The organism is Rhodococcus sp. T2V, assembly GCF_029269925.1.
GTDB classification, from domain to species: domain Bacteria; phylum Actinomycetota; class Actinomycetes; order Mycobacteriales; family Mycobacteriaceae; genus Rhodococcus_F; species Rhodococcus_F koreensis.
This window is the reverse complement of record NZ_JARJBD010000015.1, coordinates 110,621-131,898: the sequence shown is the minus strand read 5'-3', so window position 1 is coordinate 131,898 and position 21,278 is coordinate 110,621. Positions and strand designations below refer to the sequence as shown.

The following is a 21,278-nucleotide window of genomic DNA, read 5'->3' as shown; positions in this document are numbered from 1 at the left end:
CGGAAGTTCGGCACCTGGCCCGTACCTATAGCACGGGTTCGACCCGAGGGGTGACGGACCACGTCACCTCCGAGCCGAACCTGGCTTCGGTCAGGGAATGCTTCCGCGGTATCGCGCGCTCTTGTACGGTGCCGGCCAGTGCGCCTCCGCGCTGAGTTCCTTGGCGGCCCGGAGCGGCCACATCGGTTCGCGCAGCAACACTCGGCCCAGCATCACGACATCCGCTCCGCCGTCGACCAGTGTCTGCTCGGCCTGCCCGGGCTCGGTGATGAGGCCCACGGCGGAGACGGGGATCCTCTGGGCGTCGCGGACAGCGCGAGCGAAGGGCACTTGATAGCCGGGCGCCACGGTGATCTTCTGGGCGCTGGTGAGTCCACCACTGGACACATCGATAAGGTCTACGCCGGTTCCTTGCAGTCTGAGCGAGAGTTTGACGGTGTCGTCGAGAGTCCAACCACCGTCGGCCCAATCTGTGGCGGAGACACGGACGAAGAGCGGGAGTCGGTCGGGCCACTCCTGTCGGACGGCGTCGATCACGTCGAGGAGGATGCGGATCCGCCCCTCGAATGTTCCGCCGTACCCGTCGGAGCGGGTGTTGGTGAGCGGGGAGAGGAACTGGTGAATGAGGTACCCGTGGGCAGCGTGAATCTCGACTACCTGAAAGCCCGCATCTCGTGCTCTGGTTGCGGCGGTGCGAAATTCATTCACAACGCGCTGAATGTCCGCGATGGACATGGCGTGCGGCGGCGTGAGGTTCTCGTGAGTGATTGCGGATGGAGCGATGGGCTGCCACCCGCCGTCCTCGACGGCCAGGGGGTCGCGGCTCAGCCACGGAATCTCGGTGGATGCCTTTCGTCCGGCGTGGGCGAGCTGGATACCCGGTACCGATCCGTTGTCGGTGATGAATCGGTTGATGCGCGCGAAGGCGTCGCGTTGATCGTCATTCCAGAGTCCGGTGTCAGCGAGCGTGATCCGACCTTCGGGGGACACCGACGTCGCCTCGGCCATGACCAGGCCGCTGCCGCCTTTGGCGAACGCGCCGAGATGCACCAGATGCCAGTCACCCGGAACGCCGTCAGTGGCGGAGTACTGACACATCGGAGCAACCCAAGCACGGTTCTTGAACGTAGTGTCCCGAAGTGTTATCGGTGAGAAGAGCAGGGAGTCAGCCACGAAATCGATCCTTCGACGGTGGGGGATTCGGAGTGAGGGGAGTCCTCATGGGCGGCGGTAGCCGACGAGCGTCGAATCGTCGACGTCGGGGAGATTGACGACGATATTCTCCGGGGTGCGTGTCGTGAGCCAGACCAGTTCGTCCGTGATGCTCATGTTGGCCTCGACATGCGGCATGTAAGGCGGGACGAATACGAAGTCGCCTTCGGTCATGTCGACGTAGTCCGCGAAGTTCTCGCCGAAGTAGATGCGCGCCTTCCCTGTGAGGACGTAACCGCCGGTCTCCGCCTCTCCGTGGTGGTGCGGCAGCGATCGGTATCCAGGTTCGTTCGATACCTTCCCGAACCAAATCTTGGTCGCGGGCGTGTGATGAACACTGACACCGGATACACGGACCGCACCGCCGGACTGGCCGGTCTCGCGATCTTCCTCTCCCTTGCGGGTCACCACGGGCTTGTCGTGCTCGGCCATACCCATACCTCCAAAAAAGCGAACGTTTGTAAGTTTAAGAGTACAAATACCTGTGAATTGTTGCAAGAGCCTTGGGTACCACCACCCCTCCGTGATGGACGAGGTGAGGGAATGCGGGCCAGCCACCGTGGGGTCGGTTCTCCTGCGTTGTCCGCCGAGAGGTTCAGGTTCCGGCAGGAGCGTCGCGACGGCTTCAGCGTCATCAGAGGAGAACTCGAGCGCGGTGAGGTGGGTATTGCTGCAGGGGTGCGTGCTTCGACAGAGATCGCTCGGGGCACGGGTATCGAATGTAGCGTCGGCATCGTTGCCATCGACGGTCTCGGTATGGCGGGGGCCGCCGAGGCCGTGAAAAGCGCGTCGGTTCGACTCGGCGCAGTTGTCGTTCCTGCCCGTCGCTGATGCGCACTGCTCCCTCACCGACGCTAGGTCGCAGGATCAGAGTGACATTCCGCCGTCCACTGGAAGTACTGCCCCGGTGGTCCAGCTGTCCTCCAGGGCGAAGCGGGCTATCCACCGGGCGGTCTCGTCCGGTTCGCCGACGCGGCGCAGCGGTATGGTCGCCGCCCGCTCGCGCAGCATCTCGGTTTCCTGCTCGGCGCTCATTCCGGCGGCACGGAACAGCGGGGTCGTCGTCGGGCCCGGGGCAACGCTGTTGACCCGCACCCCTTTCGGTCCCAGCTCGAGGGCCCAGCAGCGCGTCAGGTGGGCCACTGCCGCTTTCGACGCCGCATAGTGCGAGTTGCTGACCGAGGGCTTGAGGGCGACCGTACTGGCGACGTTGACAATGGAACCCTTGCTGGCCACCAGTGCGGGCAGCAGCGCTTGGGTGACGATCGTGGTGCCGAGTACGTTGAGATCGAACAGCTTACGGACGGCATCGACTGAGACGTCGGCCAGCGGTCCGACCAAGAACGCGCCGGCGCAGTTGACTACGAAGTCGATACCGCCCCAATGAAGTTTCGCCTCGTGTGCCGAGTCGGCGACGGAGTCGGGATCGGTGACGTCAGTGCGGCGAGTGGCGATCGCGTCACCGGTCGGCAGGTCGGCGAGTGCTTCGGGGCTGCGGTCCCAGGCGTCGACGTGGGCGCCGTGTTCGACCAGCAGCTCCAGGCAGGCTCGCCCGATGCCGCTCGCGGCGCCGGTGACGACGCCGCGGAGCTGGTAGCGGCGGGGCGAGAGCACCGGGGCGCTCATACCGGGGTGACGCCGTTGCGGCGGGCCGGGGCCGTGCGATCCCGCTTGCGGTACAGCGCGAGGCGCTGGGTGAGTTCGTGGCGCAGCTCGTTGGCGGGCACGACCGCTTCGACGGCGTTCTCGTTGGCGATCTTGAACACGTCGATGCCGGCGGCGTATTCGGCCTGCTTCTCGGCGATGAACGCGGCGCGCTCCTGCGGGTCTTCGATGGCCTGGATGCGGTTGTAGTGGATGCCGTTGACGGCGGCGTCGGGTCCCATCAGGGCGGGCTTGGCCGTCGGCAGCGCGATCAGGGCGTCGGGCTGCATCGGGGCACCGGACATCGCGAGGTAGCCGCCGCCGTACGCCTTGCGCAGCAGCACGGTGATGCGGGGGACGCGGGCCTCGGAGACGGCGAAGATCATCTTCGCGCCGTGCCGGATGATGCCCTGGCGTTCGACCTCGGAGCCGATCATGTAACCGGCGATGTCGACGAGGAACAGGATCGGGATGTTGTAGGCGTTGCAGATCCAGATGAACCGGGCGGCCTTGTCGGAGGAGTCGGGGAAGATCACTCCGCCCTTGACGGTGGGCTGGTTGGCGACGATGCCGACGCTCTGGCCGTTCAGGCGGGCGAATCCGGTGACCAGTTCCGGGGCGAAGAGGTCCTTGTAGGGGAAGAAGCTGGCGTCGTCGACGAGGGAGTCGATGAGTTCGTGGATGTCGAAGATCTCGGATTCGACCTCGGGGACGATCTCCTTGATGGTCCGGGCACCGGACGGGTTCGCCGGTGCGGTGGCCGGGGGCTCCTGCTGCCAGTTCGACGGCAGGAATGACAGCCACACCCGCACGGCGGCAATGGCTTCCGCGTCGTCCTCGACGAGGACGTCGGACAGGCCGGAGACGGTCGAGTGCATCTCGGCGCCACCCATTTCCTCGAGTGTGACGTCTTCGCCGGTCACCATCTGCGCTAGCCGCGGGGAGCCGAGATATGCGGTGGCGTGACCGCGGACCATGATTGTCAGATCGCACAGCGCTGGCACGTAGGCGGAGCCGGCGGGGGAGGGGCCGAACAGGGCACAGACCTGGGGGATGCGGCCGGAGATCTGGACCTGGTTGTAGAAGATGTTGCCCCAGGCACGGCGGCCGACGAAGCTCTCGAACTGTTCGTCGATGCGGGCGCCGGCGGAGTCGAACAGGTACACGATCGGGGTGCCGGTGGAGTCGGCGAGTTCCTGGGCGCGGACGATCTTCTCGAAGGTCCGCTTGCCCCAGGTGCCGGCTTTGACGGTGTAGTCGTTGGCGATGACGACGACATCGCGGCCGTCGACCTTGCCGACGGCGGTGACGACGGCATCGCCGGGCAGTCCCTCGTCGTAGCGGGCGAGGAGGCCGTCCTCGAAGGACCAGCCGTTGTCGAAGAGCAGCTCGAGCCGGTCGCGGACCAGCATCTTGCCGGCGTCGATCTGCTTCTGGCGCTGCTTCTCCGAGCCGCCGAGGCGGGCGGCGGCGAGGCGGGCGTCGAGTTCTTCGTGCGGTCCCACCGGGGCTGCGGTGGTCTTCTCGTCGAGAATGTCAGTCATGATCTGTCCAAACTGTTGCGGAGGTAGTGGTTTTCGGCTGTCGCGGTGTGGGTCGCTACTTGTAGCTGAAGAGGAGGGAGGCGCCGCCGTCGATCACGGTGGTGGTGCCGTTGACGCCGCGGGAGGAGCGGCCGGCGAAGAACGCGATGACCGCGGCGACGTCGTCGGGGTCGAGGATGCGTCCGGTCGGGGTCTTGGCCGCCATCCGCTGCGCGGCAGGACGGTCGAGCATGGGCGTGTCCATGGCGCCGGGGGCGACGGCGTTCACGGTGACCGCGGTGCCCCAGAAGTCGAACATCAGCGAGCTGGTCAGGTTGATCAGTGCGGCCTTGGAGGCGGCGTAGGCGGGGTACTCGTAGCCGCGGGTGCCGGCGAAGGAGGCGCAGTTGATCACCCGCCCGTACTCGGCGGCCCGCAGGTCGCCGGCGAACGCCTGGGTGAGCAGGAACGGGGCGGTGACGTTGACGTCGAGGACCTGCCGCCAGGAGTCGGCGGTGGTGTCGGCGAGATGGGTGCGGCGCAGGATGCCGGCGATGTTGACCAGGTGCGAGACCTGCCCGAGGTCGGCGTGCACGGCGTCCACCAGTGCGCCGGCCGCCGATTCGGAGGTGACGTCCACGCCGTAGGCGGTGCTGGTCACGCCGCTGTCGTTCAGTTCGGTGGCGGTGCGTTTGGCGGCGACTTCGTCGATGTCGACGCAGGCCACTTTCAGCCCCAACTCACCGAGCAGCGCCGCGGTGATCGCTCCGAGCCCACCCCCGGCGCCGGTGACCACCGCGACCGGCGCGGTGTGCCGTGCTGTCATCTCACTCACCTGCCGCCACGACGGTGGCCAGGGATGCCCCGGCCGCGACGACCTGCCCGACCTCGACGTGCAGGGACTCGACGACCCCGGTGACGGCGGCTCGGATCGGGTTCTGCATCTTCATCGCCTCGAGGACCATGAGGATCTGCCCCGCCTCGACCTGGGCGCCGACTGCGACGTCGATCTGCGCGACCGTGCCCTGCATCGGGCTCGTGACGTCACCGCTAGCAGCGGCTCCGCCGCCGCGCTTCTTCCGCGGCCCGCTGCCCGCGCGGGTCGCACGCCTCGCCGGGGCCTCGGCCGCCGGGGCGCCGGGAACTGCTGCGGCAGTGGGCGAGAAGAACGGGATCACGTAGCGGCGATCGCCGACCCACACCTCGTTGCGGGGTTGCACCTCGTCGGTGTCCTCGTCGTCGGTGTCGGCGGGGTCTTCGACCGGCGGTAGCAGCGAGGCGAAGTCGATGTCGCGTTCGAGCCAGTTGGTGTGCATGGCGACATTGCGGAAGTCCTTGTGCGCGATGATCTCTCGTGCGGCCGGGACGGTGGTGGGAACGCCGTCGATGATCAGCTCGTCCAGGGCGAGGGTCAGCCGGTCCATGGCCCGGTCCCGGGTGGGGGCCCACACGATGAGCTTGCCGACGAGGCTGTCGTAGTAGGGCTGGACCTCGTCGCCGGATTCGTAGCCGCCGTCCCAGCGGACTCCGGCCCGCGTCGGTGCCTGCACCGCGGCGATGGGGCCGGGGCTGGGCATGAACAGGGCGCCGCGGGTGTCCTCGGCGTTGACGCGGACCTCGATGGCGTGTCCGCGCGGGGTGGCGCCGGAGTCGGTGATCGACAGCGGTTCGCCGGCGGCAACGGCGAGTTGTTCGGCGACCAGATCCAGGCCCAGGGTCATCTCGGTGACCGGGTGCTCGACCTGGATTCGGGTGTTCATCTCCAGGAAGTAGAAGGCGTCCCGGTCGGCCTCGACGAGGAACTCGACGGTGCCGGCGCCGACGTAGCCGACCTTCTGGGCCAGGCGGACCGACGCCTCGCCCATGGCGCGGCGCAGCTCGTCGGACAGGCCGGGGGCGGGTGCTTCCTCGATCAGCTTCTGGTGCCGACGCTGCACCGAGCAGTCGCGGTCGCCAATCCACACCGCATTGCCGTGGGTGTCGGCGAAGACCTGGACCTCGACGTGGCGGGCGCTGGACAGGTACCGCTCGAGGTAGACGTCGTCACGGCCGAATGCGGCGGCGGATTCCTGCTTGGCGGAGGCGAACGCGGATTCGGCGTCCGCGGCCGAGGCGACCGTGCGCATGCCGCGGCCGCCGCCGCCGTAGGTGGCCTTGATCGCCACCGGGTAGCCGTGCTCGTCACCGAACGCGATCACGTCCGCCGGGGACGCGATGGTGCCCGAGCCGGGGACCTGCGGGACGTCGGCCTCTGCGGCGATCTCGCGGGCGGCGATCTTCGAGCCCATCACCTCGATCGCCGACGAGGGAGGTCCGATGAAGATCAGTCCGGCGTCCTCGACGGCCTTGGCGAAGGCGGCGTTCTCGGCCAGGAAGCCGTAGCCGGGGTGCACGGCCTGCGCGCCGGTGCTCTTGGCGGCCTCGATGATCTTGTCGATCGCCAGGTACGACTCGGATGCCGAGGCCGCGCCGAGCAGCACCGCCTCGTCGGCCAGGCGCACGTGCAGCGCCTTTTCGTCGGCCTCCGAGTACACGGCGACGCTGGCGATGCCGGCCTCTGCACACGTGCGAATGATGCGGACCGCGATTTCGCCGCGGTTGGCGACGAGGACCTTGGACAACATGCCCGGACTCCTTGGGGTTTGAAAAATGCCTGTGCCGATGAACGCCCCGTTGTGGGGTCGCCTTCGTATGACCGTATCGCTAAACAAACAATCGTACGTTCGCTTACGGTACCGTTCGAGGGGGAGCCGGTCAACGATGGTTCTTACCTCGCCCGTGGGGTGGGGTCGACGACAAGGAGGGCGCTGACGGTGATTGCCTCTGCCGAACAACTTGAATCGCTGGTCGACGCTCTGCGCGTGACTCCCACTGGGGGTACCCGGTTCCATGGACCGACCGCGGCGCGCCGACTTCCTCGGCTCTTCGGTGGGCAGGTACTCGCCCAGGCCGTGATGGCGGCCGGTGCGACAGTGCCCGTCGGCCGGTACCCGCATTCGCTGCATACGCTGTTCCTGCGCGGAGGGAACCCCGATGCACCCGTCAGCTACCAGGTGACGGTCCTGCGTGACGGACGCTCCTACAGCGCCCGCGCGGTCACCGCTACCCAGGGTGATGCCGTGCTGGCGACGTTGCAGCTGTCGTTCGCCACCGCGCAGAGCGGCCCGGAGCACGAATGGTCCCCGCCCCTGACCGAGACAGCGCCGGACGAGCTGTTGCCGCTGCACGAACAACTCGAGGGCGAGCGTGCGGTGCTGCCACCGTGGTGGTCGGGGCCCCACCCCTTCGATTTCCGCTTTCTCGAGCATCCCGAGGCGCTGGCCGCGGCCGGTACCCGCGAGCCCCAGCAGCGGTTTTGGGTGCGCGCGGCGGCTCCGATACCGGACGAGCCGTTGCTGCACGCTGCCCTGTTGGCGTATGTCAGCGACCTGACGCTGCTCGACTCGGCCCTGATGCCGCACGGGCGGTCCTGGTACGGCAACCGGGTGATCGCCGGTGCGAGCATCGACCACGCGATGTGGTTTCACCGCCGGTTCTCGATGAACGACTGGATGCTGTGTCGGCAGATCAGCCCGATCGCCACCGCCGGTCGATGCCTGTGCACCTGCGACTTCACCACCGAGGCTGGTGCGCGTATCGCCTCGGCAACACAGGAGGGTGTCTTGCGCGAACCCTGATTTCGACGGCGGCGTTCGACCCGGAGCGCAAATTCGGGTCGAACGCCGCCGTGCGGGGATCAGTGCGCGAGGGTCTTCGTCTTGTCCAGACCGGCCCCGGTCAGGGCGCGTACCTGAAGTTCGTCGAAGGCGGTGTCGTCGGCCGGCTCGCGGCTGAGGTAGCTGCCCACGATGCAGCCGAGGAACCCGGCGGGCACCGACAGCAGGATCGGGAAGGTCAGTGGGAACGGGGCGGTGGTCGACAGCGAATCCGACAGCAGCGGTGCAAGACTCGGCCACACGAGCGGTCCAGTCACGATCAGCGCGAGCGCTGTCAGCAGACCCGACAGAGCCCCGACGACGGCCCCGAGGGTTCGCATCCGGCGCCAGAGCAGCGTCATGATCAGCACAGGGAAGTTCGCGCTCGCCGCGGTCGACGTCGCCAGCGTGGCCAGGAAGGTCACGTTCTGGGTGCCGCCGATGGCCAGGGTGACACCGACGGTGACGATCACCAATGCCACTGCCGCGATCCGGCCGACCGTCATTTCCTCCCGTTCGGGACGGTGGAACGTCTTGGCCCACAGGTCGTGGGCGATCGTGCTGGACGCGCTGAGCACCAGGCCGGCGGATACCGCCAGGAGCGTGGCGATCGAGACCGCGACCACCAGTGCCAGCAGCAGATCGGAGGCGAAGCCGTCGCCGCCGCCGAGCCAGACGGTCAGGGCGGGCAGGGCGAGGTTGCCGCCCTTGCCGGCGATTTCTTCCCCACCGGCACCGAGGGCGGCGCGCGCGGAGATGCCGAGGAAGGCGATGAGGACGTTGAATCCACCGATCAGGCTGATCGCCCAGATTGCGGATTTGCGGGCCTCGATGGCGTCGGGGACGGTGAAGAACCGCATCAGCACGTGGGGCAGGCCCACGGCGGACAAGGTCACGGCCACTGCCATGGAGATGATGTTCCAGGGGCCCTTGAAGGAGTTTCCGGTCGACAGGTAGTGGTCGCCGAATTTACTCTGTGAGATCGCTTGCTCGATGATGTTGAGCGGGTTGGGATCGATCCGGACGAGAACCAGGATCACCAGCAGTGCGACGACGCTCATCAAGGCGACGGCCTTGATGATCTGCAGCCATGTGGTGGCGAGCATGCCGCCGAAGAGCACGTAGGTGAGCATGAGGACCGCGGCGATCACCACGCCCCAAGAGAAGTCGATTCCGGCGAGGGCTTCCATCAGTACGCCGCCGGCGACCATCTGGGCGAGCAGGTAGAAGATGCAGATGAACAACGTGGAGATCGCCGAGACGATGCGGACCGGACCTGACCGAAGTCGCGTGGCGAGGGCGTCGGCGAACGTGAAACGCCCGAGATTGCGGAGCTTTTCGGCGATCAGGAACATCACCATCAGGAAGATTCCGCAGGCGAAGATCGCGTAGACGATGCCGTCCATGCCGTAGAGGTAGGCCAGTCCGGCATAGCCCAGCAAGGAGGCCGAGGACAGGAAGTCGCCGGCGATGGCGGTGCCGTTCTTGCGTCCGGTCATGCCGCCGCCGGCCGTCCAGAACTGTGCCGAGGTCTTCGTGCGGCGCGAGGCGAAGTAGGTCGCGACGAAGGTGGTCGCCAACAGCAGGACGGTGACGACGACGGCGGTGGTGTTGAATCCGTCAGACATTGCCCGTGACCTCCTGCTCCAGAGGTGCGGTGGGAGTGCTCAGCACGGCCGCGGCCAGGGTGTCCCAGTGGCGTGCGCGGCGCACATACCAGGCACCGAGGCTCATCACGGTCGCGACGTAGGTCAAGGCAAGGATGAGTCCGATGCTCAGGCCCGGCACGGGGCGTTTCGCGATGATCTCTGGGGCGAAGGCCGCGAAGCCGAGAAGTGCGAAGAAAGCCACCGCGAACACGCCCCAGGCGATGGTGAAGAAGTCGCGACGATCGTGTCTGAGCGCGAGCATCGCTGGACTGGTCCAGAGGCGACTCCAGTCGCCGGCAGCAGTATCAGTGAGGGCCATGGGCCGATCACCCCTTCTTTCAAGGTCAGTTCCGCAAGGGCGGGTCGGAGGGCCGAAACCTTTGTCGTGCACCGTGAGCCGGGGTCCGACTGAATCTTTGTGTAACGGTCGTCACAACAGCACTCTAAAGAACGTATGTTTGTTTGTCTACAGCCGGCTGCGTCCACTTGGCACCGGCCGGTCGTTTGCGGTGGACCCGGCGGGAAGGCGGGCGGGGGCCGATCTCGCTGCAGCACCCTTTTAAAAACGTGCGTTCGTTTGTATGGTGTTAGGAGTGGCCACCCTCCGCGAGGCGGCGGCCGCACCTCGCGCCCTGAGGGGCGCCGTCCCACGTCGGAGGAGTCCCATGATTGGAAGCGGCACGCTGCCGGACACCACGGAGCAGGCGGATCTGCGCGAGATGGTGCGCGAGATCATCGAGAAGGTCGCACCTGCGCAGCGGGTCCGGGAACTCGACGACGCCAACGCGTTCGACCTAGAGCTGTACCGAGCCCTCGGGGAGGCCGGCCTGATCGGACTCGACGCCCAGACCGACGGCACCACCGGCGCCGACCCACGCTTGCAGATCATCGTCCTCGAAGAGCTCGCCGCCGGCCCGACTTCGATGGCGGTGTGCCTGGTCGTCCAGTACATGGGCGTCGGGCTGCTCACCGAGTACGGCACCGACCAGCAGCGCAGCACCGCCCTGGCCCCGCTCCTCGACGGCTACGAACGGGTGGCCTTCGCACTGACCGAACCCGACGGCGGAACCGACGTCGCCCGCGTCATGCGCACCCGGGCAAAGCAGTCCGACGGCGGCCGGTGGATTCTCAACGGCGCCAAGACCTGGATCTCGGGCCCTCAGCACGCGAGGAATCTCATCGTCCTCGCCCGGACCTCGACACTGGAGTCCTCACCGATCGACGGCATCACCATGTTCGTCGTCCCCACCGACACCCCGGGCATCACGGTGAAAGAACTCGACACCTTCGCCATCCACAGTCTCGACACCTGCGAGGTCACCTTCGACAACGTCGAAGTCGACGCCACCGCCGTGCTCGGGCGCGTCGACCAGGGGTTCCGGCAGGTGCTGGGAACCCTGAACGGGGAACGACTCAACGCCGCCGCTGCCGCCCTCGGGATCGCCCGGGGCGCGATGGAAGCGGCCGTCGACTACGGCCGCCAGCGTCAGGTCTTCGGGCGTCCGGTCGGCAGCTTCCAGGCCGGCCAGCACCGCCTCGTCGACGGCGCCATCGCGATCGAGTCGGCCCGCGCCCTGATGCTCCAGGCCGCCGAGGCCACCGCCACCGGCAAACGCGCTGACATCCTCAGCGCCATGGCCAAGGTCGCCGCTTCCGATGCCGCCGTCGCCGTCACCGACGCCGGGATGCGCCTGATGGGCGGATCGGGGTTCAGCAAGGAATACCCGATGGAGCGGTTGTTCCGGGACGCTCGCCTCTACACCTTCGCCCCACTGACCAACGAGATGCTCCGCAACCACATCGGTGAGAAGTATCTGGGACTGCCCCGGTCATTCTGACTCACGCACTCGCGCAACCCAACACAGAAAGACACGTCACCATGACCGCGATCACCCCCTTTGCCGACGAACTCAACGCGCTGCCGCCGCTGGCCTCCCGCTACGTCGACGTCGACGCCCTGCCCTGGCGCCCCTCCGGGTACGAGGGCATCGACATCAAGGTGCTGCTCAAGGACGACGAGAGCGGCCTGCTCACCGCACTGTTCCGCTGGCAGCCCGGGTCGGTCCTGCCCCTGCACGAGCACGTCCGAATCGAACAGACCTGGGTGCTCGAAGGCAGCATCGTCGACGAGGAAGGCGAGACCACCGTGGGGAACTTCTCGTGGCGACCGCAGGGCAACCAGCACCGTGCCTCCGCGCCGAACGGAGCTCTGGTGCTGTGCTTCTTCCTGACCCCCAACAAGTTCCTCGAGGGCCCCAACGCCGGCTCCACGTTGGAATAACCGATGTGATGTGAAAAAGATGTGTGGGACCTGTTCCGCCCCTGAGCACCTTCGTCGGGGGCGGCAGGGTCCAACGAGTTTACTGTCGGGTGCCGATGTCACCCGGTGCCGATGAGCCAGGCCGGTCCACCCGAGGTGGACCGGCCTGGCTCATCGCTGTCGGTGTCGGCGCCTGGGGACTCAGTGCACCGCGGCCACCGACCGCACGCGTACGGTGTTTGCCAGCGCGCCCAGTCCGTCGATGGTGGTCTCGAGGGTGGCACCGTCGCCGAGGTAGCTGTGGTCGGCGTGCCCGACCCCACCGGGGGTGCCGGTGAGGATCACATCGCCCGGCTGCAGGGTGACGATGTGGGAGATGTACTCGATCAGCCGGATCGGGGTGAACACCAGGTCCGCGGTCGAGTCCGACTGCCGGACGGCCCCGTCGACCGACGTGGTCAGCGCCGCCCCGAGGACGAACTCATCTGCGGTGACCAGGACGGGGCCGAGCGGACAGGTCTTCTCGAAGGTCTTGCCCTGCAACCACTGCGGAGTGCGGTACTGGTAGTCGCGCATGGTGACGTCGTTCGCGACGGTGTAACCGGCAATGTAGTTCCCGGCCTCGGCGGCCGACACCGCGGTCGCCTTCCGGCCGACGACGACAGCCAGTTCGCCCTCCCAGTCGACCTGCCGGTCGGCATATCCGGGCACCTCGATGTCGTCGTAGGCGCCGATCAGAGCCTCCGGGAACTTCGCGAACAGCGTCGGGTAGGTCGGCAGCTCGCGGCCCATCTCCTCGATGTGGTTCGCGTAGTTCAGGCCGACGCAGACGATCTTCGTCGGTGCCGGGACGACGGGGGCGTAGTCGGCAACGTCGAGTGACAGCGGCGGCCCGTCCGCGGCGGCGGCGAGCGTGCGCCAGTCCGGGTCTCGTAGCAGGGCGGAGAGGTCGGTGTACGGGTTGATCGGGGTGGCGGTGTCGCCGTCGATCCGGGCGGCGACGGTGGTGCCGTACGTGCGTAGGGTGGCCAGCCTCATGAGACGGCGACCTCGGCCGGCTTCTTGAGCATCAGCCCGGACCGCTGCACCCGGCAGACCCGCTTGCCGTTCTGGTTGATGCCTCGGTGCTCGAACCGGACGATGCCGGTGTCGGGGCGTGACTTCGACTCGCGTCGGGACAGGATCTCGGTCTCGACCCGCAGGGTGTCCCCGATCAGGACCGGGGCGGGGAACGCGATCTCCTCGAAACCGAGGTTGCCCAGCGTGGTGCCCAGCGTCGTTTCCTGCACCGGAATTCCGACGACCACGCCGAGGGTGAAGACGCTGTTGACGATCCGCTCGCCATACATGCTGTTCTTGGCGAACTCGGCGTCGAGGTGCAGGGGCTGCACGTTCAGGGTGAGCGTGGTGAAGAGCAGGTTGTCGGTTTCGGTCACCGTCCGGGTGACCGCGTGCGCGATGGTGAGCCCGGGTTCGAGCTCCTCGAAGTACAGTCCGGTCATGATGTTTTCCTCACTGTGATGGGGTCTGTCGGTCAGTTGGCATTAATGGATTCGGCGAGTGCGACCACCCCGCGGGCGGTCTTGACGTGCGCGATGTCGACGTGTTCGCCCTCGAACAGGGCCGCGGCCTGCCCGTTGGCCTGTGCCTGTTCGAAGGCGTCGATCATCCGGCGGAACCGGTCGACGACCTTCGGGTCCGGGGCGTAGACGTCGTTGACGGTCTCGATGTGGGAGGGATGGATCAGGACCTGCCCGGTGAAGCCGAGTCGTCGGTTGGCCTCGGCGAACCGGCGCAGCCCGTCCAGGTCGGCGATCTCCTGCCAGAGACCGACGATGGGGTGGGCCAGCCCGGCGGCGCGGCAGGCGAGCACCGCCTTGCTGCGGTAGTGCAGGGTTTCCAGTCCCTCCGGGGTCCAGTCGAAGCCGACTTCCCGGGAGACGTCCGCGTCGCGGGCGGCGGCCACCATGAGCGAGGCGACCCGCGGATGGGCTGCGGCGATCTCCTCGCAGTTCACCAGCGACTTCGCGGTCTCGAGCGTCGGGATGACCTCGATACTGCCACGCACGAGGGATGCCTCGATCTCGAAGTGGTCGAGCAGTGCGGCGAAGTCGAGGACCTCACGGGCGCTGTACACCTTCGGCAGCAGCAGCCCTGCCAGGCCCGGCCGCACGACGGCGGCGAGGTCTTTGCCGAAGTGGTCGGTGTCGAGGGCGTTCGGGCGAACCAGCACCGTGACCCAGGGATGCGAGCGTGCCAGCGAGTCGATCGTCGCGGCCGCGACGATCCTGGCCTGCTCCTTGCCGGCGGCCGGCACCGAATCCTCGAGGTCGAGGATCACCGCGTCGGCGCCGGCCCGGACGGCCTTGTCCGCCCAGCCCTCGCGGTGGGCGGGCACGAATAGCAGAGAACGTAAGGGGCGCATAGTTTCCTCACTGAAGCCGAAGCTCTGAACCTGGGAAGGCGCCGGGGGTTACCCGGGTTCGCGCCGTGATGCGCAGCACTTCATCGCCTCCCGCCGGTGAGCGGAAATGGTTGACCAGCGGGTTTATCGCCCGTAGTCTTAAACGAACAATCGCTCGTACGTTAACACGATCGGCGCAGCCGGCGCTATGAGGAGATTCGATGACAACGAATTCGGTGGATATCGCAGCCCGGGTCCTGGGACAGCCCGACCGCTGGTGGGAGGACCTCGGCGTCGGAGACGTCCTGCGTGGTCCGGGGATGACGGTGACCGACGCGCACCTGGTGAACTGGGCCGGCCTGACCTGCGACATCGTCTCGCTGCACCTCGACGAGGAATACGCGGCCACCACCCAGTTCGGCCAGCGGATCGCACACGGACCGTTCACGCTCTCTCTCGCGCTCGGTCTGACCACCCAGACCGGCTACTTCAGCAAGGTGGTCGCCTGGCTCGGCCTCGACGAGGTGCGTGCCCTGCACCCGGTCGTCATCGGAGACACGATCCACCCGGAGGCCGAGGTGATCGCCGCCCGGCCCACCAAGAAGCCGGGGCAGGGAATCTGGACGCTGTCCTACCGCGCCGTCAACCAGCGCGGTGACACCGTGATGACCTTCCGGAGCTCGTTCATGGTGCAGCGCCGCCCCGACGGTAGCCGATGACCATACTCGCCCGGGTGCTGGCGCTCCCAGGTCTCTGACATCTCCATCGGCGTTCCGCAGGGCGGAATGAATCCGATATCCGTGGGGAAGGGTGCCTCACGGCCGGAATTGGACAGTGAACCGCCGCACGCGGATAGCCCTTGCTGCCGCGGCTATCGAAGTATTGATCGAATCATTGCCCTGTCAGCGTGAGGAACCGACCAGTGCTTGCACCCGACCGTCAGACCGTATTTCCCGTCGAAGCCAGGATCGAGGAGGCCGAACCGCTCGGTGACCGATCCGCGGATCTGTTCGACGCTGTCAATGTCGGCCGTCTGACACTGTCGAACAGAGTCTTCATGGCGCCGATGACGAGAAGTCGTGCACCATTAGATGGTTCGCCGACCCCATTGATGGCCGAGTATTACCGACAGCGCGCAGGAGCCGGCCTGATCATCACCGAGGGAACGCAGCCCTCGGCGGTCGGCCAGGGATACCCCGACACACCCGGCATCTACACCGACGCCCACGAGTCGGGATGGGCCGCCATCGCGGATGCGGTTCGCGGTGCGGGTGGGCGCATGTTCGTACAGCTGATGCATGCCGGCCGCCTGTCCCACCCGGACAATTCCGGTCACCAACCCGTCGCACCCTCCAGTGGCGTTCCGGAGGGGCAGATCTACACCCACGGCGGCAGGAAAGTCTGCCCGCCGCCGCGAGTCCTGGGGAAGGCGGATCTCCCGGGCGTGATCGACGAATTCGTTCAGGCCGCCGGCCGCACGGTGTCAGCGGGAGTCGACGGGGTCGAACTACACGGTGCGAACGGTTATCTGCTGCACCAGTTCCTGTCGGACGGGACCAATCGACGGTCGGACGAGTACGGAGGAGAGCCGGCCGCGCGCGCCAAATTCGTCGTGGAGACTGTCCGCGCCGTCGCCGCGCACATCGGCGCCGACCGGGTCGGCCTCCGCGTCTCTCCGGGGGTGCAGGCCGAGTACGCGGAGGAGACGGACGCCTGGGGTCCCTACGAAGTGCTTCTTCGCGAACTCGCCGATCTCGGCCTCGGCTACCTTCACGTATTGACCTCGGATGGAATGGACATGCTCCGCGCGATCCGGAGCCTGTGGCCTGGAACGCTCGTCGTCAACACGGGTTTCGAGGAGATCACCGATGTCACGACGGCCCGCGAGCTGATTCGATCCGGGATCGCCGACGCGGTCTCGGTCGGCCGTCCGTTCATTTCCAATCCCGACCTCGTCGAGCGCTGGCGAACCGGCGAGCCGATCGCGCCATCCGACCGCAGCACCTACTACGGGGGCGGCGCACTCGGTTACACGGACTACCCGTCCCTCGCCGGATGAGCCCGCGCCCTTCCAGGCGCAGCGTTCATTCCGGCACAGGACCGACCAATCCCATCCAGTCGCAAGGAGTACGCTGATATGTCAGTTCTGCTCGAACCCCTGTCCATCGGCGGTATGATACTGCCGAACCGCATCGTCATGGCACCGGTGACTCGGTGTCGTGCGGGGGATGGCCAGGTGCCCACCCCGCTCACGGCGGAGTACTACGCGCAGCGTGCCAGCGCCGGCTTGATCATCGCCGAGGCCACCTGTATCAGCGCGCAGGGTGTGGGGTACGCGGACACACCGGGGATCTGGTCGGAGGAACAGACACTCGGATGGCGCAGGGTGACCGACGCGGTACACGCCGCGGGAGGGCGAATCTTCCTGCAGCTGTGGCATGTCGGCAGAATTTCGGATCCCGAGCTTCTGGACGGCGAGCTTCCGGTCGCACCAAGCGCTATCGCCGCCGCGGGACGTGTCTCGCGGCTGCGACCGTTCCGACCGTTCGTCACTCCTCGGCCGCTCGAGACCGACGAGATCCCCGGCATCGTGGAGGACTTTCGCCGTGGTGCCGAGAACGCGATGCTCGCGGGATTCGACGGGGTCGAGGTTCACGCGGCGAACGGCTACCTGATCGACCAGTTCTTGCAGGACAGCACCAACAAACGCACCGACAGGTACGGGGGAAACATCGAGAACCGGGCACGGTTCCTCTTCGAGGTCACTGACGCGGTGATTTCGGTCTGGGGCGCCGCCCGCGTCGGCATCCACCTGCGCCCACGAGGCGAGGAGCACGACATGGGTGACAGTGATCCGAAGGCGACCTTTGGGTACGTCGCCGAGGAGATGGGCAGGCGGGGAGTCGGTTTCCTCTTCATCCGTGAGATCGAGGCGGAGGACAGCGTCCTACCGCACATGAGAGAACTCTACGGAGGTCCGGTGATCGCCAACGAGAAATTGTCGCGTGAGGACGGCGAGCGTCTGCTGCAAAGCGGGGTGGCCGATGCGATCGCATTCGGGCGTGACTACATTTCGACTCCAGATCTGGTCGAGCGTTTTTCGGTGGGGGCGCCGTTGAATCAGGGGGATCCGAGTACCTACTACGGTGGCGGCGCCGCGGGCTACACCGACTACCCGGTTCTGACGCCGAGCTACCGATCGTCACCTGCCCGGTAGGAACCGTCCGAGAGCCGGCCGGATCGGGACGTCAGCATCGATCAGAAGTTTGGAGGCGATGCGCAGCAGACTCGTCGAGTGGCTGGAACGTCGTCGCCCGGACGCACTCGGGCACTCGGCCGAAACCGGATCAATCAGCGCGCACAGCGGATAGAGCTGAGGACGCGCCAGACCGAAACTCAAAGACAGTCATCATTATCGGAGGATCAACCCATGACCCAAGCACAGTCCTTCGCGCCCGTGAAGGTGTTCTGCCTGATACCTCGTCGCCCCGACATGACGGAGGCGGCCTTTCACGACTACTGGAGGCATCCGCACGGAACCTTGGCGAAGCAGATCACCTCGGTCCGCCGTTACGTCCAGGCCCACGCTCTCCCTCAACAGCCGGCGAACAGTTCCGGACACGACGGTGTCGCAGAACTCTGGTTCGACGACGTCGAGACCGCCAATACGCTCAACACCGACACGGACTACTCGGACTACTGCGGAAAAGACGAGTGGAACTTCATGGACCTCGGGCCCAACACGTTCCGGGTGCTCACCCGCCCACGTGCGGTATTCGGCTCCGCTCCGGACGACGGCGGAGTGAAGCTCATGGTGCTCATCAAGGCCGACAACGCAGACGGTGATGCCGTGGCGGATGCCCTTGGTGCGGTCGAACGCGTGGCCGCCGCCGAGAAGGCGGGAGCATTCGCCGGTGTCGTGAACCCGGCGGTTCCCGAGTCATATGTCGATGAACTGCCTTCCCGTGGCCCGCTGCATCACTGGCTCAGTCTCGAGCCGTACGATGTCGTGTACGAGCTGTGGTGGAAGGACGCGGAGAGCCTCCGCGAGGCCGTCTCGGGTGCTGCGCTCGACGACATTCTGGCGGTCCCTGGCGTGAACGCCGATGACCTGGCGGTGTTGGCGATCCAAGATGAGGTCGTGATCCCATGAGCAGCAACGGTTCTCTGGATCGCCCGCTCCTCGGTCGTGTGGCTCTGATCACCGGAGCGGCCAGGGGACAGGGGCGCAGTCACGCTGTCACGCTGGCGAAGGCCGGCGCGAACGTGGTTATCGCCGACATCGCGGACCAGATTCCGACGGTCGCGTATGCGATGTCAACCGAATCCGACCTGACAATGACCGAGAAGCTCGTCGCCGAGCACGGTGTTCGGTGCCATTCCGTGATCGCGGACATGCGGGATCCGGCTGCCGTGACCGCCATGGTCGAGTCCGTGATCGAGGTCTTCGGCCGGGTGGACATCCTGTGCGCGAATGCGGGAATATCGCCCCTGTACACGTTGCAGGAGACCACCCGAGCGATCTGGGACGACACTATCGGCACGAATTTGTCGGGTGTGTTCCACGCTATTCGCGCGGTTGCACCGTCCATGATCGAGAACGCGTTCGGCCGTATCGTGGCCACCGGATCGATCGCGTCCCGTTCGGCGCTGACGAACCTGTCTGCCTACACCGCCTCGAAGTGGGGTGTCCTCGGGCTGGTCAAGGCCGCCGCTGCCGAGTTGGGCCCACACGGAATCACCGTCAACGCGGTGTGCCCCGGGTTCATCGACACCCCGATGAACAACCATGATGTGTACAATCGCTTGTTCCGACCCGACCTGGAGCATCCCGCTCGGGAGACATCGGAGGAAGTTGTGCGAGTCGGCACCCCGATGAACTTGGGATGCCTACCGCCGCAAGCAATTTCGGATGCAGTGCTCTTTCTGGTCACCGATGCCGGTCAGTACATCAGTGGCACCGGGCTTGACGTGAACGCCGGGCGGAGCGTTGCGTGGAGCGCATGAATCGACGCCGTCCAACGCGAGAGGAAGCAGTACGAACATGAGCATTCCCAGATCAGAGTGGACTGTGCGGGCCGCCCGAACGTCGGGTGGCTCCACCTACGGCCAACTCGTCGACCTCGTCGAGCGCTACTTCGCGGCTCTGGACGACGGTGACATGGATACGGTTCTCGACAGCTTCACCGAGGATGCGATCTTCACGATCCAGTCGGCGCAGTCGCCGCACGAGGGGCGTGATCGGGGCATCCGAAAGATGTGCGAAGACTACATCTCCAGCTTCAAGCGAATCCGCCACGTGCACTTCCGGCACGTGGTCGATGTGGAGAATCAGCGCATCGCTTCGCAGTTCCGATCCGAGCAGGTTGCTCTCGACGGTACTGAGACGGTGCTCACCAGCTGCAACTTCTTCTACGTCGAGGACGGGCGGTTCAGTCGCGTGTATGTGTATATGAGCGACGGTGTCAACGTTCTTCGCTGATCTGGCCCAGCGTAGCCAGAGTGATGATTCAAAGGCACACTCGGTGGTGTTGCCGCCACACCGAATCCCCGGCTGATCCGCGTGATCGGCCGGGGATTCTGCATTGATGACGGCGCGGGCTCTCGCTCGAGCGGGGTCAGCTGACGGACAGCCGTCGGCGCAGAGTATCGGACGGGCTGCACCCGTATCGCTCGGCGTAGTAGCTCGAGAAGCGACCGAAGTGTGTGAATCCGCAGTCGGATGCGATGCTGCTGACCGTGTGGTCGCCGCCTGCGTTGATCAGCTGCTGATGGGCGCGAGCCAATCGTAGCTCACGCAGGAGCAGCGTCGGTGTGGTGTTCCGGTGCATGCGAAAGGCGGTGTTCAATTGGCGCACACTGACACCGACTGCGCTCGCGACGTCCCGCATCGACAGTGGCTCGGCCAAGTTGGCTTCCAAATACTCGATTGCGCGAGTGACGTAGGCCGGTCCGCTGTCGGTGGCTGCCGCTGCAAGCTGCGGCCGAGCCGAATGCGGTAGGCCGACCAGCATCGACGACATCAGCATCTCGGCCATCAACCGCTGCGCTGCGGACCCCAATCCGGCGCGCCCGAGGGTGTCGAGATGCTGACAGATTCCGGTCCATGTGGAGGTGACGACACCTGCACTGTAGGTGTTGGCCGGCTGCTCACCGGGCTCCATGAATCGAAGGGGCGGCGCGGTACCGATCGTGGTCAACAACGTGTCCTCGAGCTCGGTGGCGTCGACCGCGCCGACGATGCATCCGCGAACCGCGTCAGGGATCATCGACGTCGACCCTGCCCTCGAGAGCACGAACGGATTCGTCGTCACGCAGGATCTACCTGCGGGGCCTTCGATCCGCATCGGTCCGAGTGGAACGGCTACGACAATCCGGCGTCCGGTGGGCGGAGCCACGATTTCCACGTCGGCTCCGTACCGGACGAACAGGAGGCCGACCGAGCCGATCTGCACGCCGTTGACGACGGCTTTCAAGTCGTCGTCCTTTGCGCGCAGTTCGTGCTCGTCGCAGGTAAAGGAATTGACGGCGTCGCGGACAGCGCTGATTTCGTTACCCGAGGTTACCGAGTACCCGAGCAGGGGTGCGGGTACGTCGAGCGTGGGCGAGCTCACCTGACTGACTCCTTACTCGCAAGGACTGGCTGGCACCTCGTGTGCTGGCACCGAGTGTGTGGCGATACCGAGTGTCGAACCGGTCACCCACGCATATATGTGACGTGGGGCACAAACCTTACATCGTGGCGTGCTGCCGCGTCCATGACCTCGGCATTTCTCCAACTTACCGACATCCCAACGTTAGGGGTTATCGGGTCGTTACGAAACTGAACCCCTTGCGTTAACCGCGCGGAGGCCGCAATGCACCGCCATATCCGGACAACGGAACACCGGC

General features: G+C 66.2%; 21 protein-coding genes. 9 read left to right on the top strand and 12 right to left on the bottom strand.

Going from position 1 to position 21,278, the window contains the following annotated elements:
* Positions 1-90 precede the first annotated feature (90 nt).
* The 6 genes from P3H15_RS15595 to P3H15_RS15570 form a co-directional block, all read right to left on the bottom strand.
* A complete protein-coding gene (locus P3H15_RS15595) occupies positions 91-1,173 on the bottom strand; it encodes an NADH:flavin oxidoreductase/NADH oxidase (RefSeq protein ID WP_276138079.1) in 1,083 nt (360 codons plus the stop codon).
* A gap of 45 nt (positions 1,174-1,218) precedes the next feature.
* Positions 1,219-1,644 carry a cupin domain-containing protein gene (locus P3H15_RS15590; protein ID WP_276138078.1) on the bottom strand — a complete coding sequence of 142 codons (426 nt, stop codon included), beginning with the start codon at positions 1,642-1,644 and terminating at the stop codon, positions 1,219-1,221.
* Positions 1,645-2,079: 435 nt separating this feature from the next.
* On the bottom strand, positions 2,080-2,838 hold the full coding sequence (locus tag P3H15_RS15585; protein WP_276138077.1) for an SDR family NAD(P)-dependent oxidoreductase: 759 nt from the start codon (positions 2,836-2,838) through the stop codon (positions 2,080-2,082).
* Positions 2,835-4,400 carry an acyl-CoA carboxylase subunit beta gene (locus tag P3H15_RS15580; RefSeq protein ID WP_276138076.1) on the bottom strand — a complete coding sequence of 522 codons (1,566 nt, stop codon included), beginning with the start codon at positions 4,398-4,400 and terminating at the stop codon, positions 2,835-2,837. Before P3H15_RS15580 ends, P3H15_RS15585 begins: the two co-directional genes overlap by 4 nt.
* A gap of 55 nt (positions 4,401-4,455) precedes the next feature.
* A complete protein-coding gene (locus P3H15_RS15575; RefSeq protein ID WP_276138075.1) occupies positions 4,456-5,205 on the bottom strand; it encodes an SDR family NAD(P)-dependent oxidoreductase in 750 nt (249 codons plus the stop codon).
* Between the two features lies 1 nt (position 5,206).
* On the bottom strand, positions 5,207-7,003 hold the full coding sequence (locus P3H15_RS15570) for an acetyl-CoA carboxylase biotin carboxylase subunit (RefSeq protein WP_276138074.1): 1,797 nt from the start codon (positions 7,001-7,003) through the stop codon (positions 5,207-5,209).
* A 189-nt stretch (positions 7,004-7,192) separates the two neighbouring features.
* Between P3H15_RS15570 and P3H15_RS15565 the strand changes: the two genes are divergently transcribed.
* Positions 7,193-8,056: an acyl-CoA thioesterase II gene (locus P3H15_RS15565; protein WP_276138073.1), complete on the top strand. Its 864-nt coding sequence runs from the start codon at positions 7,193-7,195 to the stop codon at positions 8,054-8,056.
* 59 nt (positions 8,057-8,115) lie between these two features.
* Here P3H15_RS15565 and P3H15_RS15560 read toward each other — a convergent pair whose 3' ends face one another.
* Positions 8,116-9,702 (bottom strand): cation acetate symporter, encoded by a 1,587-nt coding sequence (locus P3H15_RS15560; protein WP_276138072.1) that lies wholly within the window; start codon positions 9,700-9,702, stop codon positions 8,116-8,118.
* Positions 9,695-10,042, bottom strand: coding sequence for a DUF485 domain-containing protein (locus tag P3H15_RS15555; RefSeq protein WP_276138071.1), 348 nt, complete (start codon positions 10,040-10,042; stop codon positions 9,695-9,697). Before P3H15_RS15555 ends, P3H15_RS15560 begins: the two co-directional genes overlap by 8 nt.
* Before the next feature lie 346 nt (positions 10,043-10,388).
* Between P3H15_RS15555 and P3H15_RS15550 the strand changes: the two genes are divergently transcribed.
* Positions 10,389-11,561, top strand: a complete 1,173-nt coding sequence (locus P3H15_RS15550; protein WP_276138070.1) for an acyl-CoA dehydrogenase family protein — start codon at positions 10,389-10,391, stop codon at positions 11,559-11,561.
* Between the two features lie 41 nt (positions 11,562-11,602).
* Positions 11,603-12,004 carry a cupin domain-containing protein gene (locus tag P3H15_RS15545; protein ID WP_276138069.1) on the top strand — a complete coding sequence of 134 codons (402 nt, stop codon included), beginning with the start codon at positions 11,603-11,605 and terminating at the stop codon, positions 12,002-12,004.
* Positions 12,005-12,184: 180 nt separating this feature from the next.
* Here the strand turns inward: P3H15_RS15545 and P3H15_RS15540 are convergent, their stop codons facing one another.
* Genes P3H15_RS15540 through P3H15_RS15530 form a run of 3 tightly spaced genes read right to left on the bottom strand, consistent with a single transcriptional unit; the run spans position 12,185 to position 14,408 of the window.
* Complete coding sequence (locus P3H15_RS15540) at positions 12,185-13,021, bottom strand: fumarylacetoacetate hydrolase family protein (protein ID WP_276138068.1); 837 nt, start codon at positions 13,019-13,021, stop codon at positions 12,185-12,187.
* Entirely contained in the window at positions 13,018-13,485 is a 468-nt protein-coding gene (locus P3H15_RS15535; RefSeq protein WP_276138067.1) for a MaoC family dehydratase, read from the bottom strand. The genes P3H15_RS15540 and P3H15_RS15535 overlap by 4 nt, the downstream gene beginning before the upstream one ends.
* A gap of 32 nt (positions 13,486-13,517) precedes the next feature.
* Complete coding sequence (locus tag P3H15_RS15530; protein WP_276138066.1) at positions 13,518-14,408, bottom strand: CoA ester lyase; 891 nt, start codon at positions 14,406-14,408, stop codon at positions 13,518-13,520.
* A 200-nt stretch (positions 14,409-14,608) separates the two neighbouring features.
* Here P3H15_RS15530 and P3H15_RS15525 point away from each other — a divergent pair, with 200 nt between their 5' ends.
* From P3H15_RS15525 to P3H15_RS15500, 6 genes are all read left to right on the top strand, one after another.
* Positions 14,609-15,106 carry a MaoC/PaaZ C-terminal domain-containing protein gene (locus tag P3H15_RS15525; protein ID WP_276138065.1) on the top strand — a complete coding sequence of 166 codons (498 nt, stop codon included), beginning with the start codon at positions 14,609-14,611 and terminating at the stop codon, positions 15,104-15,106.
* Between the two features lie 203 nt (positions 15,107-15,309).
* On the top strand, positions 15,310-16,446 hold the full coding sequence (locus P3H15_RS15520; protein WP_276138064.1) for an alkene reductase: 1,137 nt from the start codon (positions 15,310-15,312) through the stop codon (positions 16,444-16,446).
* A gap of 78 nt (positions 16,447-16,524) precedes the next feature.
* On the top strand, positions 16,525-17,604 hold the full coding sequence (locus P3H15_RS15515) for an alkene reductase (protein WP_276138063.1): 1,080 nt from the start codon (positions 16,525-16,527) through the stop codon (positions 17,602-17,604).
* Between the two features lie 213 nt (positions 17,605-17,817).
* On the top strand, positions 17,818-18,540 hold the full coding sequence (locus P3H15_RS15510) for an EthD domain-containing protein (RefSeq protein ID WP_276138062.1): 723 nt from the start codon (positions 17,818-17,820) through the stop codon (positions 18,538-18,540).
* Positions 18,537-19,394 carry a mycofactocin-coupled SDR family oxidoreductase gene (locus P3H15_RS15505; RefSeq protein WP_276138061.1) on the top strand — a complete coding sequence of 286 codons (858 nt, stop codon included), beginning with the start codon at positions 18,537-18,539 and terminating at the stop codon, positions 19,392-19,394. The genes P3H15_RS15510 and P3H15_RS15505 overlap by 4 nt, the downstream gene beginning before the upstream one ends.
* 37 nt (positions 19,395-19,431) lie before the next feature.
* Positions 19,432-19,869 carry a nuclear transport factor 2 family protein gene (locus tag P3H15_RS15500; protein ID WP_276138060.1) on the top strand — a complete coding sequence of 146 codons (438 nt, stop codon included), beginning with the start codon at positions 19,432-19,434 and terminating at the stop codon, positions 19,867-19,869.
* 136 nt (positions 19,870-20,005) lie between these two features.
* Here P3H15_RS15500 and P3H15_RS15495 read toward each other — a convergent pair whose 3' ends face one another.
* The gene (locus tag P3H15_RS15495) at positions 20,006-21,001 is read right to left on the bottom strand and encodes an AraC family transcriptional regulator (protein ID WP_276138059.1); all 996 of its coding nucleotides are present in this window, start codon (positions 20,999-21,001) and stop codon (positions 20,006-20,008) included.
* Positions 21,002-21,278: the final 277 nt, after the last annotated feature.